This is a genomic window from Mycobacterium gordonae, from assembly GCF_001417955.2.
In the GTDB taxonomy this organism is placed as follows: Bacteria; Actinomycetota; Actinomycetes; order Mycobacteriales; family Mycobacteriaceae; genus Mycobacterium; species Mycobacterium gordonae_B.
Map to the genome: position 1 here is coordinate 68,293 of NZ_LKTM01000310.1, position 15,631 is coordinate 83,923.

Sequence of the window (15,631 nt, forward strand, 5' to 3'; positions counted from 1 at the left end):
GATCAGATGACCCAGAATTCAAACCTCGCCGCGCTCAGCGCCGCGGGGGTATCCGTCTGGCTCGACGACTTGTCCCGGGACCGGATCAAATCGGGCAACCTGCAGGAACTGATCGACACCAAGAGCGTCGTCGGGGTCACCACTAACCCGTCGATCTTCCAGAAGGCGCTGGCCGACAGCGACACCTACGACGACCAGATCGCCGAGCTCGCCGAGCGCGGCGCCGACGTCGACGCCACCATCCGCACGGTCACCACCGACGACGTCCGCAACGCCTGTGATGTGCTGCGGCCGCAGTGGGAGTCCTCGGACGGGGTCGACGGCCGGGTGTCGATCGAGGTCGACCCGCGGATGGCGCACGACACCGACAAGACCACCGAGCAGGCGGTCGAACTGTGGAAGATCGTTGACCGTCCGAACCTGCTGATCAAGATTCCGGCCACCGAAGAGGGCATTCCCGCCATTGCAACGACTCTGGCAGAAGGCATTTCGGTGAATGTCACGCTGATCTTCTCGGTCGAGCGCTACCGCGCGGTGATGGGTGCCTATCTGGAGGGATTGGAGAAGGCCAAGAAAGCGGGCCATGACCTGTCCAAGATCCATTCGGTGGCATCGTTTTTCGTCTCCCGGGTGGACACGGAGATCGACAAGCGGCTGGAGAAGATCGATTCGGACGACGCCCGTGCCCTCCTCGGCCAGGCCGCCGTCGCCAACGCCCGCCTGGCCTACGCGGCCTACCGGGAAGTCTTCGAGGGCGGCGAGCGGTTCCAGGCGCTGCAGGCTGACGGCGCCCGGGTACAGCGGCCGCTCTGGGCATCCACCGGCGTCAAGAACCCCGACTACTCCGACACGCTGTACGTCACCGAGCTCGTCGCTCCGAACACGGTGAATACCATGCCGGAGAAGACAATTGACGCCGTCGCCGATCACGGCACGATCCACGGCGACACCATCACCGGCACCGAATCAGAAGCGCAGCAGGTGTTCGACAAGCTCGACGCGATCGGGATCGACTTGACCGACGTGTTCCTGGTCCTGGAAAACGAAGGCGTCGAGAAGTTCGAGGAATCCTGGAGCGAGTTGCTCAAGGAGACGCAGGCGCAGCTGGAGTCCGCCGACAAATGAGTTCAGCCGGCGCTGCAGCCTGGCAGAACCCGCTGCGCGACAAGCGGGACAAGCGGCTGCCCCGAATCGCCGGCCCTTGCGGCATGGTGATCTTCGGGGTCACCGGCGACCTGGCCCGCAAGAAGGTGATGCCGGCGATCTACGATCTGGCCAACCGCGGACTGCTGCCCCCCACCTTCTCGCTGGTGGGGTTTGCGCGGCGGGACTGGGACACCGAGGATTTTGGCCAGGTGGTTCACGACGCCGTCAAGGAGCACTGCCGGACACCGTTCCGCCAGGAGAACTGGGACCGGCTGGCCGAGGGATTCCGTTTTGTCCCGGGCGCCTTCGACGACGACGACGCATTCCAGCGCCTGGCCGAAACCCTGGAGAAGCTGGACGCCGAACGCGGCACCGGCGGAAACCACGCCTTCTATCTGGCCATCCCGCCCAAGTCGTTCCCCCAGGTCTGCGAACAGCTGGAGAAGTCGGGACTGGCGCGCCCGCAAGGCAATCGGTGGAGCCGGGTGGTGATCGAGAAGCCGTTCGGCCACGACCTGAAGAGCGCGCAGGATCTCAACAAGACCGTCAACTCCGTCTTCCCGGAGGAGTCGGTCTTCCGCATCGACCACTACCTCGGCAAAGAGACCGTGCAGAACATCCTGGCGCTGCGCTTCGCCAACCAGTTGTTCGATCCGATCTGGAACTCCCACTACGTCGACCACGTCCAGATCACCATGGCCGAGGACATCGGCCTCGGTGGGCGGGCCGGTTACTACGACGGAATCGGCGCCGCGCGTGACGTGATCCAGAACCACCTGATGCAATTGCTGGCGCTGACCGCGATGGAAGAGCCGGTCAGCTTCACTCCGAAGTCGTTGCAAACGGAGAAGATCAAGGTGCTCTCGGCGACCCAGCTCGCGCAGCCATTCGACCAGACCACCAGCCGCGGCCAGTACACCGCCGGCTGGCAGGGCGGCGAGAAAGTGGTGGGGCTGCTCGACGAAGAGGGATTCGCCAAGGACTCCGTCACCGAGACGTTCGCCGCGATCACCCTCGAGGTCGACACGCGGCGCTGGGCCGGTGTCCCGTTCTATCTGCGCACCGGAAAACGGTTGGGCCGCAGGGTCACCGAGATCGCGCTCGTCTTCAAGCGGGCACCGCACCTGCCCTTCGACGCGACCATGACCGACGAGCTCGGCACCAACGCCATGGTCATCCGCGTGCAGCCCGACGAGGGCATCACGTTGCGGTTCGGTTCCAAAGTGCCCGGCACCGCGATGGAAGTCCGCGACGTCAACATGGACTTCTCCTACGGCTCAGCGTTCGCCGAGGAATCGCCGGAAGCCTACGAACGATTGATCCTCGACGTGCTGCTCGGTGAACCCTCGCTGTTCCCGGTTAACGAAGAAGTCGAATTAGCTTGGGAGATACTCGATCCCGCGCTAGACAACTGGGCGTCGCACGGCAAGCCGGATCCTTACGAGGCGGGCACCTGGGGGCCCGAGTCGGCGTTCGAGATGCTGCGCCGTACCGGCCGGGAATGGCGGCGGCCATGAACGGCACTGAGGAGCGGCGCAAATGATTGTCGAACTGCCTGACACCACCACCACGGCGGTCAACAAGAAGCTCGACGAGATGCGCGAGATGGCCGGCGTGGTCACGATGGGCCGGGTACTCACGCTGATCATCGCGCCGGACAGCGACGCCGTCGTCGAGGATTCCATCCAGGCGGCCAACGACGCCAGCCACGAACATCCGAGCCGCATCATCGTGACGATGCGGGGCAACGCGTACGCCGACGAACCGCGTCTGGACGCGCAGATCCGGGTGGGGGGCGACGCGGGCGCCGGTGAGGTGGTGGTGCTGGCGCTTTCCGGGCCGTTGTCCGGGCACGCCGCCAGCGTGGTCATCCCCTTCCTGCTGCCCGACATCCCGGTCGTCGCCTGGTGGCCCGACAACGCTCCGGCGGTGCCAGCCCAGGATCCGTTGGGCAAGTTGGCAATCCGCCGTATCACCGACGCCACCAACGCCGTCGACCCGTTGGCGGCGATCAAGAGCCGGCTGCCCGGCTACACCGCCGGCGACACCGACCTCGCCTGGAGCCGCATCACGTACTGGCGTGCGCTGCTGACTTCAGCCATCGACCTGCCACCGCACGAGCCGATCGAGTCGGCTCGCATCAGCGGCCTGGAAACCGAACCCGCACTGGACGTGCTGGCCGGCTGGCTGGCCAGCCGGATCGACGGCCCGGTCCGCCGCGAGGTGGGCGAGCTCACCGTGGAACTGGTGCGCAAGAGCGAGACCATCGTGCTGAGCCGGCCGCAGGATGGAACCACGGCTACGCTGAGCCGCACGGCCAAGCCCGAAGCGTTGGTTCCATTGGCGCGCAGGGTAACCGGTGAATGCCTGGCCGAAGACCTGCGCCGGCTGGACGCCGACGAGATCTACCACGCGGCCCTGGAGGGCATCAAGAAGGTGCAATATCAATGAGCTTCGATATCGAGGTATTTGCCGACAGCGAACGTTTGGCGCAGGCCGCGGCACAGCGACTGGTCGACACCATCAACGCGGCGTCAGCGGCGCGGGGACGAGCACTGATCGCGCTGACCGGGGGCGGTAACGGTGTCGCACTGCTGCGTGAACTCGCGTCGCGGCCGGTCGACTGGTCCACGGTGCACCTGTTCTGGGGTGACGAACGATATGTCCCCGAAGACGACGACGAGCGCAACGAGAAGCAGACGCGCGAGGCCCTGCTCGACCACATCGACATTCCCGCCAGCCAGGTGCACCCCATGGCGGCCAGCGACGGCGAGTTCGGCTCCGACCTTGAGGCTGCGGCCCTGGCGTACGAGCAGATTCTGGCGGCCAATGCCGAGCCCGGTGAGCAGGCGCCCAGCTTCGACGTGCATCTGCTGGGGATGGGACCCGAAGGACACGTCAACTCCCTGTTCCCGGACACTGCCGCGGTGCGTGAGACCAGCCGGATGGTGGTCGCCGTGGATGACTCGCCCAAGCCGCCGCCGCAACGAATTACGTTGACACTGCCCGCGATTCAGCGGTCCCGCGAGGTGTGGCTGCTGGTGGCGGGCGAAGGCAAGGCCGACGCGGTGGCCGCTGCCATCGGCGGCGCCGATCCCGTCTCGCTCCCGGCCGCCGGGGCCATCGGTCGCGAGATCACCCGGTGGCTCCTCGACGAAGGCGCAGCGGGCAAACTGCCCCGTTGACACGGCCCGGCTTCTCACGGGGCTGTATCCCCCGGTGTCAAGCTGGTAATAATGACCGTCATGGCAGACAGAAGCGGCGGCCGCCCCACCCCAGCCCGGCAAAGAATGAAGACGCTCACCCAGGCGGCATTGAATGCCGACAAGACGGTGGAGCAGGTCGAGGACGTCCTGGACGGACTCGGCACCTCCCTGGTGGAACTGAACAAGTCGCTGTCGGCCCTGAACAGCACCGTCTCGCGGCTGGAGACCGGGCTGGACCACCTGGACGGGACCCTGTCCAGCCTCGATGATCTCGCCAAGCGCCTGCTCGCGGTGCTCCAACCGGTAGAGGCCATTCTCGAACGCATGGACAACATCGTGAGCTGGGGCGAGACGATGATGCTGCCACTCAACGCGACGGAGCACGTCATGCGCGGGGTGATGGACCGGCTCCGCAATCGGGGCGTGCGCTGACTCCGTGACTCATCCGGTTCCCGCCCCACCACTCGCGGACGGTACCGGCCTGCCGTGGGATATCGCCGTTGCAGATGCGGTCGCCACCATCGCCGCCGCCCGCGATCGGTGCGGCGACACGTTTGTGGTGGAAAGCGGCGCCGACCGCTACCTGTTCACCTTCTCCCCCGCGGGCGTCGAGTCGTTCTACGCCCTGCCGGAGGACAAAGCCAGCAAGGGCGTTGCCGACTTTTTGATGCTGCGCCGCAAGCTGCCCGACGAGATCTTCACCGGTCGTCGTATCCTGCCCACCAACCTTTTTCGCCGCGACGATGTCGCCGTCTATCTTGCGAACCTGGACGGCGCGCTGCGGGATACGACCGCCGAACTGGGTTCGGCCGGTTCGGTGGATGTCTTCGACCTCACCCGCCGGCTGGGGCACCGGATGGGCCTCGCATCGTGGGCCGGGCCCGGATGCTCCGAGGGTGTGGCTTTCGAGCGTCTGGTGCACGCGTTCGACACCCTGGACGGCTCCGAGGCGTTCGTCCACCCCGACCGGATGGCTGCGGTGGCCGCCTCGGACAAACGCGCCGAGCGTGCTGCCCTGGACGACGTCACCGACACGGTGGCGGCCGCGGTGCGGCATTACCGCGATGACGGAAGCCTGTTCGGCAGGATTGTCGCCGCATGGGACTCCGAGCCCGACGAGGTCCGCGTGCGCGGCATCGCCCATGACGTCGCCCTGATCCACATCGCGTCCATGTCGAACCTGGCCGCCGCACTCGGCTGGGCGCTGGTCGACCTGGTCGAGCATCCGCGACATCAGCTACCAATCCGTAACGGCGACAAGGACTTCGCCCAGCGCTGCGCACTCGAGTCCACGCGTCTGGCGCAGCGCTCGATCATGAGCCGCACGGTGCTGGCGCCGGTCGAACTGAACACCGGCGAAATCACCTACCAAGTGCCGCCCGGCTGGACCATCGCCACCCTGTTGCCGTTGTTGAACACCTCTGCGGCACCCGGGCTGGACACGTGGGATCCGGAACGATGGACCCGCCACCGGCTCACCGACCCCTCTGACCTGCCGTCACCGATGCTGGTGACGGCGTTCGGCCACGGGCGGCATTCCTGTCCGGCGCAGCCTTTCGCACTCGCGGCGATGACGGCGGCGCTGACGCGCTTGCTGGGTGAGTACGAACTGACCGCAGGCTGGAGCGCGCACCCGCGTCCGGTCCCGGCTCAGATCGGCGGGGTGGCGCGGGCACAGGGGCCCTGCCCGGTCACCTACGCGGCCGTGCACTGATTCGGGCTCGCCGGAACACCGATACGATCGCGTCATGTCCACGGTCGTCGCCTTCCACGCCCACCCGGACGATGAGGTGATCCTGACCGGCGGCACACTGGCCAAAGCGGCCGCCGCCGGTCATCGGGTGGTCGTCGTCACGGCCACCGACGGACGGATGGGTGACGAGGACGACCGCACCCGCTTGGACGAATTGCACTCGAGCACCGGCATTCTCGGCGCACACCGAACGGAGTGCCTGGGCTACGCCGACAGCGGCTACGGCCCGGATTTCTACCCCGACCCGCCGGGTCGGGTGCGTTTCGGTAGAGCCGATGTCGAGGAGGCCGCGCAGCGCCTGGCCGCGATCCTTCGCGCTGAGGACGCGCAGCTGCTGCTCAGCTACCAGGCCAACGGCGGGTACGGCCACCGCGACCATGTGCAGGTGCACCGTGTCGGCAAACGGGCCGCCGAACTGGCGCGCACACCAAGGGTTCTCGAGGCGACGATGCCGCGCGAACTGCTGCGCCGGGTTAGCGATGTGTGCGGTGTGCTGCGTCTTCCGCCGCCTTACGAGCGGGATGTGCTGGCCGACGCCTATGCGCCGAGTGCCAGCATCACGCACCGGGTCGACGTGCGCGCGGTGGCCCGGCAGAAGCGGGATGCGGTGGCCGCTCATCGCTCCCAGTTGGGCGCCGGTGTGGGTGCGCGGGTTTACCAGGTATTGCTACGGCTGCCACCGCAGGTGTTGGCCGTAATTTTCCGGCACGAATGGTTCGTCGATCCTTCAGCGGAGCCAGGACGGCTGCGGGACAGCATTTTTGATGACGCGGGCTGAGCGCCCCTCACATCTTGGTTGAGCGGGCCAGCACAAAGCTGTATAAGCCGTACGTGATGATCCCGGCACCGGCGGCGATCAGCAGCACCACTCCGAAGGGTTGAGCGCCGAGGGTCTTGAGGGCCCCGTCGAGTCCGGTGGCCTTGTTCGGCTCGGAGCGGGACGCGGCGACGACCACCAGCACACCGGCGGTGGCGATGACCACCCCTTTGCCGACGTAGCCGGCCACGCCGAGTCGGCGCACCAGCTTGCCGGACCGGCCGTTGAGGTCGTCGACGAATTTGCGGCCGGCTCCTTTGTAGACGTGGTAGCCGCCCACCGCGATGACGCCGACGCCGCACGCGATCAATGCGATGGTGCCGGCCGTGCTCTGCATCAGCCGGGCGCTCGCGGTGGAGCTCTGCTCACCAGAGGACTTCCCGGCTCCGTGCGCGAATCCGAAGGCTGAGTAGGCGAATCCGAGGTAGACAACGGCGACCCCGAAGGTCTTGACCCGCTGCATACCGCCCGGTGAGTCCGGCGAGTCGCGGTCGGCCGCACGTCCCAGAACCGTCTCGATCAGGCGCCACAACCCGAGCGTCAGCAGGGCGACAGCGGCGATCCACAGCGCGAATGGGCCACCGGGGCGGGCCGCCAGCGCCGCCAGAGCCCCGGACTGGTCGGCGGTGCCGCCGTCGCCGAGCGCGACACGGATGGCGAGGTAGCCGATGATCAGATGCAGTATTCCGCTCACCACGAACCCGGCGCGGGCGAATTTCTCGAAGACGCCGTTCTGGGCTACCTGTGCCGCCGAGACTGCCGGCGCTCGGTCATTCTTCGGGTCAGACATGAGGCCCCCTTCGCCCGAAGGGATTGCCCGTTATCCGCTGTTACGTAACGCGCTGGCAAGTCCGTTCATGGTCAGCAGAATGCCGCGTTGTACCAACTCGTCGTCCTCACCCGAGCGGTAACGGCGCAGCAGTTCCACCTGCAGGTGGTTGAGCGGCTCCAGGTAGGGGAACCGGTTGAACACCGAGCGCGCCAGCGCCGGGTTGTCGGCCAGCAGGTCCTCCTGACCGGTGATGCGCTTGTACATCGCAATGGTGCGGTGGTGCTCGTCGACGATCTTGTCAAAGACCCTGCTGCGCAACGATTCATCTTCTACCAGCTCGGCGTAGCGGGCGGCCAGCCCGAGATCGCTCTTGGCCAGCACCTGCGCCATGTTGGACAGCACGCTGCGGAAGAACGGCCACCGCTCGTAGAGCTCATGCAGGACCGCCAAGCGGTCTTCTTCGCTGTCCGGTCCCTCGCCGATCCACTGCTCGAACGCCGTACCGGTGCCGTACCAGCCCGGCAGCATCACCCGTGACTGGCTCCACGCCAGCACCCACGGGATGGCGCGCAGATCCGAGATCGATTCTGTCGGTTTGCGGGAGGACGGCCGACTGCCGATGTTGAGCGATCCGATTTCACTGACCGGCGTCGAGGCCTTGAAGTACTCGACGAAGCCGGGTGTGTCGTGCACCAGTTCGGCGTAGGCGCGCTGCGCCAAGGTGGCGATCTCGTCGAGCACCGCGTAGGCCGGCTCCGCTGCGTCACCGAGGCCCTCGACGTCGAGCAGCGTCGACTCCAGGGTCGCGGCCAGCAGGCTTTCCAGGTTGCGCCGGGCGGCCTGCGGTTCGGCGTACTTCGCGGCGATCACCTCGCCCTGTTCGGTGAGCCGAAGCGATCCGTTCACCGCTCCTGGTGGCTGGGCCAGGATGGCCTGGTAACTCGGGCCGCCACCGCGGCCCACGGTGCCGCCGCGGCCGTGGAACAGCCGCAATCGGATTCCGCCCTTGCGGGCCGCTTCGACCAGGGCCAGCTCCGCCCGGTACACCGCCCAGTTGGCGGCCAGGTAGCCGCCGTCCTTGTTCGAATCGGAGTAGCCGAGCATCACTTCCTGCATGTCACCGCGAGCCTTCACCATGGCGCGGTAGAGCGGAAGATCCAGCATCGCCTGCAGGATCGACGCGCCGTTGTGCAGGTCGTCGATGGTCTCGAACAGCGGCGAGATCCCGACCGGACAATAGGGTTCGTCCCCTGAGGCGTCCAGCAGCCCGGCCTCCTTCATCAGGATCGCCGCTTCCAGGACGTCCGACACCGACCGGCACATCGAGATGACGTAGTTGGGAACCGCTGCCGGGCCGTAGGTTTGGACGGCGTAGGTGGCGGCGCCGATGATGTCGAGTTCTTTGCGCGCCAGTTCGGACAGCTTCGCGCCCGGGCTCACCAGCGGACGTCGGGTGCCGAGTTCGCTGACCAGCAGATCGACTCGCTGGTCTTCGGGCAACGAGGCGTAGTCGGGGTGCACCCCGGACCAGGCCAGCAGTTCGGCGACCACCTCCTCGTGCACGTCGGAGTTCTGCCGGAGGTCCAGTGCGGACAGGTGAAAACCGAAGACGTGGACGCCTTCGCGCAACACGGCCAGCCGGTCGTCGGCCAGCACGGCGCTGCCGTGCGTGCGCAGCGAGGTGTCGATGGTGTCCAGGTCCGCGCGCAATTCACCGGGCGTGGTGTAGGCCGGCAGGCCGAGGTCGAGCAGGTGCTGCGGCTGCTCGTCGAGGAGCTCCCCGGCGGTCGCGCTCAGCCGCGACCGGATGACTCGCAGCGCGCGCCGGTAGGGCTCGTCGTCGCGCGCCTTGTCCTGGCACCCTTCGGCCAGTTCGGCGAGCTCGGGGGTGACCGTGAGCAGCCGAGACGACATCGACAACTCCTGCTCGAGCTGGTCGAGTTCGGACAGGTAGTGGGAGATTGCGGTATAGGCGGCGCTGCCGGTGGCCAGCCGGACCACGTCGGCTGTGACGTTGGGATTCCCGTCACGATCGCCGCCGATCCAGGACCCCGGCTGCAACATCGGCCCGGACAGCAGGTCGGCGTCGGGCCAGCGGGCCCGCAGTGCCTCCCGGACTTCGGCGTTGACCTTGGGCATCACCTCGAAGAACGAGGCCGGGTAGTAGCGCAGTCCGGCCGCGATCTCGTCGCTGATCTGCAGGCGGGACAGCCGGATGATCGCGGTCTGCCACAGGGTGAGGATCTGGCGGCGCAATTCGGTTTCGATGCTGCGGCCGCTGTCGGTCTGGGTGTGCCCCTCGGCGTGCAGACGCATCAGTTCGGTGATGCGGTGCTGGGTGACGAAGACGGTGCGTCGCCTGGTCTCGGTGGGGTGGGCGGTGATCACCGGCGCCACCAATGCACCTTCGAGCGCTGCGGCCACGGTCGCCGAATCCAGTTCGGCACGATCGAGTTTCGCGTAGGTGGCGGCCAGGCTGCTGTCCTGGGGAGGCTCGCCGGCGGCGACGTGAACGCTGCGGCGGCGCTCGCGGTGGATGTCCTCGGCGACGTTGGCCAGCAACGCGAACTGCGTGAACGCCCGGATGACCGGGATGGCCTTGCGGATGTCGATGCCGTCGAACATGCGCGACACCTCGTTGCGGTCGATCTCCGATCGCCGCACCCGGAACGATTCCACCCGCGCGCGTTCAACGAGGTCGAACACCTCTTCACCGTTCTGCTCCCGCACGGTGTCACCGAGGATGGCACCCAGCATCCTGATGTCGGCGCGCATGGGCTCGGTCGCCTCGCGCCCCAGCTTGGTGCGATGGACGTCGCCGATCGGGTCCAGGGCGGTGTCGGTCACGTCAACCATGGGTCTAAGTATCGGTGCAGACCGTCGAGTCGGCTATTTGGGCACGATCCGCGGCCCGTCGCTTGCCGGTGGCGAGCGTTTTGCCCGCGTTCGGTAGGCTGCCCGTTATGGAATTGGCTCTACAGATCACCCTGGTGGTCACCAGCCTGCTGGTGGTGTTGCTGGTGCTGCTGCACCGCGCCAAGGGTGGCGGCCTGTCGACGCTGTTCGGCGGCGGTGTGCAGTCGAGCCTGTCCGGGTCGACGGTCGTGGAGAAGAACCTGGACCGGTTGACGCTGTTCATCGTGGGCATCTGGCTGGTGTCCATTGTCGGCATGGCCCTGTTGATCAAGTACCGCTAGACGCGTCATGAGCTGGCCAGCCCAGCCGGGACAGCCCTCGTGGCCCGCTGAGGGCGTCGCTATCACCACCCAATACATGCCGCTGTCGTTCATGTTGGCGCTGTTCAAGCCCAAGCTGCTGATCGACGGCTACGAGGGACCGCCGTTGTCGTGGGGCCGCAACGTTGTGCCGGTGCGGCCCGGCCAGCACCGGGTCCATGTGCACGTGCCGTACTGGCTGCCGGCTCAGATCGGGCCAGCCGACACCCTGGTCGACGTCTACCCGGGACACTGGGTGGAACTCGAGTACAAGGCACCGGTCTGGGGCTTCAGCGCCGGTTCGCTGGGCGCGCCGCCGCAGAGCTACAACGGCGTTGGCATCACCGTCGCGCTGATGGTGGTCCTGCTCGCTCTGGTGTTCGTCTTTCCGTTACTGCTGCTGCTCGTCGCGATCTGACTCGTCCGGCTAGACCCCATGCGTCACTTCAGTACCGCCCGCGAACCATGAGGCTCTCCTGAATTGTGATACCGCGGGTGATATCACTGTGGATTCAGGGATCTATGTGGCTCCCCCGCTTACGGCAGCGGCCCTCCGGCAGCGATCGCCGCCAGCGTCGCGAACTGCTCCCCGTCCAGCGACGCACCACCCACCAGACCGCCGTCGATGTCGTCCTGAGCTACCAGGTCGCCGACGTTCTTGGCATTCATCGAGCCGCCGTAGAGCACCCGGACGGACTGGGCGATCTGCGGTGAGGCCAGCGCGGCCAACTCTTGGCGGATCGCCGCGCACACCTCCTGAGCGTCGGCCGAACTGGCCACCCGGCCGGTGCCGATTGCCCAGACCGGTTCGTACGCGATGACGACCTTGGCGATCTGCTCGGCCGACAGCCCGGCCAACGACCCACGTAACTGTTCGACGTTGTGCGACACGTGGTTTCCGGCTTCGCGGACCTCGAGGTGCTCGCCGACGCAGACGATGGGGGTGAGCTCGTGCTTGAGCGCGGCCGCGGCTTTCGCGGCCACCAGCGCGTCGTCCTCGTTGTGGTAGGTGCGGCGCTCCGAATGGCCGACCACGACGAAGCTGCATCCCAGCTTGGCCAGGAATGCCCCACTGATCTCACCCGTGTAGGCGCCGGAGTCGTGCTGCGACAGGTCTTGTGCGCCGTAGGTCAGGCGGAGTTTGTCGCCGTCGACCAGGGTCTGAACGCTGCGCAGGTCGGTGTACGGCGGGATGACCGTGACGTCGACCTTGTCGAAGTACTTGTCCGGCAACGAGAATGCGATCTTCTGCACCAGGGCGATGGCCTCGAAGTGATTGAGGTTCATCTTCCAGTTGCCGGCGATCAACGGCTTGCGGCTCACGAGTCACCTCCGGTCGTCTGGGGCTCACCGAGCACCTCGATGCCCGGAAGTGATTTGCCCTCAAGATATTCCAGCGACGCGCCGCCGCCGGTGGAAATGTGCGAGAACGCATCTTCGGGAATCTTCAGGGCGCGCACGGCCGCCGCGGAGTCACCGCCGCCGACGACGCTGAACGCGCCCTTACCGGTGGCCTTGACGATCGCCTCGGCAACGCCCCGGGTGCCTTCGGCGTAAGCCGGGAACTCGAACACGCCCATCGGCCCGTTCCAGAAGACCGTTCGCGCGTTGGACAGCAACGTGGTGAACCGCTTGACGGATCCCGGGCCGATGTCCAGACCCATCAGGTCATCCGGAATCTCGTTGGCGGCCACCGTCTGTGGTGGCGAATCCGCGGCGAACTTCTCGGTCACCACGATGTCCACCGGCAGCCGCAGCACGTCGTGATAGGTGTCCAGCAGCTTGCGGCAGGTGTCGACCATGTCCTCTTCGAGCAGCGACTTACCCACCGAATAGCCCTGTGCGGCAAGGAAGGTGAAGCACATACCGCCGCCGATCACGATGCTGTCGGCCTTGGTGGCCAGCGACTCGATGACGCCCAGCTTGTCCGACACCTTCGACCCACCCAGCACCACCGCGTAGGGCCGCTCGGTGGAACTGGTCAGCTGCTTGAGCACCTTGATCTCGTCGGCGACCAGGTTGCCGGCATAGTGCGGCAACAGCGTCGCGACGTCATAGACCGAAGCCTGCTTGCGGTGCACCACTCCGAAGCCGTCGGAGACGAAAGCTCCACCGGGCCAAACTAATTCGGCGAGCTGCCGGGCCAGGGCGAGGCGTTCGGCGTCGTCCTTGCTGGTCTCGCGCTTGTCGAAGCGGATGTTCTCCAGCAGCAGGATGTCGCCGTCGGTGAGTCCTTCGGCACGGGCCAGCGCGTCGGTGCCCACGACGTCCCCGGCCAATTGCACGTGCCGGCCCAGTTGTTCGGCGAGCGCCGCGGCGACCGGAGCCAGCGAGTACTTCGGGTCGGGCCCGTCCTTGGGACGGCCCAGGTGGGCGGTGACGACCACCTTGGCGCCGGCGTCCAGCAGTGCCTTCAGCGTCGGCACCGAGGCGGTGATCCGCCCGGCGTCGGTGATGTTGCCGTTATCGTCCAGTGGCACGTTCAGGTCCGAGCGCACCAGCACGCCACGACCCGAAACACCCTCGGCGAGCAGGTCTTTGAGAGTCGGGACGCTCACGGCTAGAGCGACTTGCCGACGAGCTTGACCAGGTCGATGAGGCGGTTGGAGTAGCCCCATTCGTTGTCGTACCAGGAGACGACTTTGGCCTGGTTGTCGATGACCTTGGTCAGCCCCGAATCGAAGATCGAACTGTGCGGATCGGTGACGATGTCACTCGAGACGATCGGGGCGTCGTAGTACTTCAGGATGCCCTTCATCGGCCCGTCCGCGGCGGCCTTCATGGCGGCGTTGATCTGCTCGGCGGTGCCGGGTTTGGCCAGTTCGGCGGTCAGGTCGGTGACCGAGCCGGTCGGGATCGGCACCCGCAGCGCATAGCCGTCGAGTTTGCCCTTCAACTCGGGCAGGACCAGCCCGATGGCCTTGGCCGCTCCGGTGGAGGTGGGCACGATGTTCAACGCCGCGGCACGGGCCCGGCGCAGGTCCTTGTGCGGGCCGTCCTGCAGGTTCTGGTCCTGGGTGTAGGCGTGGATGGTGGTCATCAGGCCTTTGACGATGCCGAACTCGTCGTTGAGGACCTTGGCGATCGGGCCCAGGCAGTTCGTGGTGCACGAGGCGTTGGAGATGATGTTCTGGCTGCCGTCGTATTTGTCGTCGTTGACCCCGAGCACGATGGTGATGTCTTCATCGGTGGCGGGCGCGGAGATGATGACCTTCTTGGCACCGGCGTCCAGGTGGCCCTTGGCCTTGGCGGCGTTGGTGAACAGGCCGGTGGATTCGACCACCACGTCGACACCCAGGTCACCCCACGGCAGCGCGGCCGGTCCCTCCCGGACCTCCAGCGCCTTGATCTTGGCCGGGCCCACCACGATGGTGTCCTCGCCCTCCAGGCTGACGTCGTAGGGCAGCCGTCCCAGGATCGAGTCGAACTTCAGCAGATGCGCCAGAGTGTGGTTGTCGGTGATGTCGTTGACGGCGATCACCTCGATGTCGGCGGTGCCTTGCTCCTGCTGGGCCAGCAGGGCCCGGTAGAAGTTGCGTCCGATTCGACCAAAGCCGTTGATGCCAACTCGGACCGTCACGTGTCTCTCCTCTTTCTCGTGTCCGCTGGTAAGCGCTCGTGGTCAGCCTAGATCAGTGCAGAAACCGGGGCGCGGCCTGACCGGTGACGGCATCGTGATTTAACGGTCACAACGTGTGACGAGGGCTAAACCATCCCGAACGTCACCATTTGGAAACGGCACGGTGCGGCGCCGTTCGCGTCTTGGATCGGCGTCTAACAATCGAGCCGGTCGTCCGGATACGACCAGACGGATCTGCTGGAGCGCGAATGAAGGAGCTGACGTTGATGACGATCTCCGATCGATTCAACCTCAAGGTAATTGCTGCCGCCGCGGGGGTGTGCGGGGCCGCATTGTCGCTGAGCCCGACTGCGGCGGCCGTGCCGCTGAAGACGGGTGGCTACGCGTGCATCCAGGGAATGTCAGGCACCGCCGGTATCGCGGACGGCGCGCCCGCAGGGGTCGCCGGAGCGGGCGCCCCCGGCGCGGGCCCAGCCGGTGCGGCAGGCGCGGGCGGAGCGCCGGCGTGCTGCGCTTACGGCGGCCCGGCAGCGGGCGCGGCAGGCGCTCCGGCAGCTGGTGGAGCCGCAGGCGCAGGCGGAGCGCCGGCCGGCGGCGGACCCGCCGCCCCCGCCGGTGGACCTGCACCGGCCGCCGGCGCAACACCTGTGGAGAACTGCGGCCCGGCGAGCGCACCCATCACCGGCATGTCCGGTGTCGGTGCTCCCGTCGTGGTGCCCGGACCGGTGGGCGCGGCAGCGGTGCCGGCGGTCGCGCCGGTGGTGGTGCCCGGACCGATAGCGGCCCCGGTGCCCGTCGGAGCCCCGGTACCCGTCGGCGCACCCGTGCCCATCGGAGCCCCGGTCCCCGTCGGCGCACCCGTGCCCATCGGAGCCCCGGTGCCCATCGGGGCACCCGTGCCGGTCGGCGCACCCGTGCCTATCGGCGCACCCGTGCCGGTCGGCGCACCCGTGCCCGTCGCGGGCCCCGTGCCGGTCGCCGGACCCGTCCCCGTCGGCGCACCGGTCGGCGCGCCGATCACCACCATGTCCGGAACCGGGAAGGGCGCACCGACCGGTCCGGCGCCGGCGAACGGACCCGTGGCCGGCCAGCCGGTGATGCCCGGCCCGACCGGCTGACGTCTCAGCAGAGGCAGCGCAAAG

At 67.1% G+C, this 15,631-nt stretch carries 15 protein-coding genes; 10 read left to right on the forward strand and 5 right to left on the reverse strand.

The window, feature by feature from the left end; all coding sequences use genetic code 11:
* The first annotated feature begins 6 nt into the window (after positions 1 to 6).
* From tal to AO501_RS20640, 7 genes are read left to right on the forward strand one after another with little or no spacing between them, the layout of a single operon-like run.
* The gene (gene tal, locus AO501_RS20610; protein ID WP_055579463.1) at positions 7 to 1,125 is read left to right on the forward strand and encodes a transaldolase; all 1,119 of its coding nucleotides are present in this window, start codon (positions 7 to 9) and stop codon (positions 1,123 to 1,125) included.
* Complete coding sequence (gene zwf / locus AO501_RS20615; protein ID WP_055579464.1) at positions 1,122 to 2,663, forward strand: glucose-6-phosphate dehydrogenase; 1,542 nt, start codon at positions 1,122 to 1,124, stop codon at positions 2,661 to 2,663. Before tal ends, zwf begins: the two co-directional genes overlap by 4 nt.
* 22 nt (positions 2,664 to 2,685) lie before the next feature.
* Positions 2,686 to 3,597: a glucose-6-phosphate dehydrogenase assembly protein OpcA gene (gene opcA, locus AO501_RS20620; RefSeq protein ID WP_055579465.1), complete on the forward strand. Its 912-nt coding sequence runs from the start codon at positions 2,686 to 2,688 to the stop codon at positions 3,595 to 3,597.
* The gene (pgl, locus tag AO501_RS20625) at positions 3,594 to 4,331 is read left to right on the forward strand and encodes a 6-phosphogluconolactonase (protein WP_055579466.1); all 738 of its coding nucleotides are present in this window, start codon (positions 3,594 to 3,596) and stop codon (positions 4,329 to 4,331) included. Before opcA ends, pgl begins: the two co-directional genes overlap by 4 nt.
* 51 nt (positions 4,332 to 4,382) lie before the next feature.
* The gene (locus AO501_RS20630) at positions 4,383 to 4,784 is read left to right on the forward strand and encodes a hypothetical protein (RefSeq protein WP_055579467.1); all 402 of its coding nucleotides are present in this window, start codon (positions 4,383 to 4,385) and stop codon (positions 4,782 to 4,784) included.
* Positions 4,785 to 4,788: 4 nt separating this feature from the next.
* Positions 4,789 to 6,066: a cytochrome P450 gene (locus tag AO501_RS20635; protein ID WP_055579468.1), complete on the forward strand. Its 1,278-nt coding sequence runs from the start codon at positions 4,789 to 4,791 to the stop codon at positions 6,064 to 6,066.
* Between the two features lie 34 nt (positions 6,067 to 6,100).
* Positions 6,101 to 6,883: a PIG-L deacetylase family protein gene (locus AO501_RS20640; RefSeq protein WP_055579469.1), complete on the forward strand. Its 783-nt coding sequence runs from the start codon at positions 6,101 to 6,103 to the stop codon at positions 6,881 to 6,883.
* A gap of 7 nt (positions 6,884 to 6,890) precedes the next feature.
* On the opposite strand, the gene AO501_RS20645 is transcribed toward AO501_RS20640, so the two are convergent.
* Both AO501_RS20645 and ppc read right to left on the reverse strand, forming a co-directional pair.
* Positions 6,891 to 7,712 carry a DUF1206 domain-containing protein gene (locus AO501_RS20645; protein WP_055579470.1) on the reverse strand — a complete coding sequence of 274 codons (822 nt, stop codon included), beginning with the start codon at positions 7,710 to 7,712 and terminating at the stop codon, positions 6,891 to 6,893.
* A gap of 30 nt (positions 7,713 to 7,742) precedes the next feature.
* Positions 7,743 to 10,550: a phosphoenolpyruvate carboxylase gene (ppc, locus tag AO501_RS20650; RefSeq protein ID WP_055579471.1), complete on the reverse strand. Its 2,808-nt coding sequence runs from the start codon at positions 10,548 to 10,550 to the stop codon at positions 7,743 to 7,745.
* Positions 10,551 to 10,657: 107 nt separating this feature from the next.
* Here ppc and secG point away from each other — a divergent pair, with 107 nt between their 5' ends.
* Together secG and AO501_RS20660 are read left to right on the forward strand one after the other, a co-directional pair.
* Complete coding sequence (gene secG / locus AO501_RS20655) at positions 10,658 to 10,891, forward strand: preprotein translocase subunit SecG (RefSeq protein WP_055579472.1); 234 nt, start codon at positions 10,658 to 10,660, stop codon at positions 10,889 to 10,891.
* Positions 10,892 to 10,898: 7 nt separating this feature from the next.
* A complete protein-coding gene (locus tag AO501_RS20660) occupies positions 10,899 to 11,327 on the forward strand; it encodes a hypothetical protein (protein ID WP_231752558.1) in 429 nt (142 codons plus the stop codon).
* Between the two features lie 119 nt (positions 11,328 to 11,446).
* Here the strand turns inward: AO501_RS20660 and tpiA are convergent, their stop codons facing one another.
* Genes tpiA through gap form a run of 3 tightly spaced genes read right to left on the reverse strand, consistent with a single transcriptional unit; the run spans position 11,447 to position 14,489 of the window.
* Positions 11,447 to 12,232: a triose-phosphate isomerase gene (gene tpiA, locus AO501_RS20665; protein WP_055579473.1), complete on the reverse strand. Its 786-nt coding sequence runs from the start codon at positions 12,230 to 12,232 to the stop codon at positions 11,447 to 11,449.
* Positions 12,229 to 13,467: a phosphoglycerate kinase gene (locus AO501_RS20670; protein ID WP_055579474.1), complete on the reverse strand. Its 1,239-nt coding sequence runs from the start codon at positions 13,465 to 13,467 to the stop codon at positions 12,229 to 12,231. The genes tpiA and AO501_RS20670 overlap by 4 nt, the downstream gene beginning before the upstream one ends.
* 2 nt (positions 13,468 to 13,469) lie before the next feature.
* Positions 13,470 to 14,489 (reverse strand): type I glyceraldehyde-3-phosphate dehydrogenase, encoded by a 1,020-nt coding sequence (gene gap / locus AO501_RS20675; RefSeq protein ID WP_055579475.1) that lies wholly within the window; start codon positions 14,487 to 14,489, stop codon positions 13,470 to 13,472.
* A 266-nt stretch (positions 14,490 to 14,755) separates the two neighbouring features.
* On the opposite strand from gap, the gene AO501_RS20680 reads away from it, so the two are divergent.
* Positions 14,756 to 15,607 carry a hypothetical protein gene (locus AO501_RS20680; RefSeq protein ID WP_055579596.1) on the forward strand — a complete coding sequence of 284 codons (852 nt, stop codon included), beginning with the start codon at positions 14,756 to 14,758 and terminating at the stop codon, positions 15,605 to 15,607.
* Positions 15,608 to 15,631 lie beyond the last annotated feature (24 nt).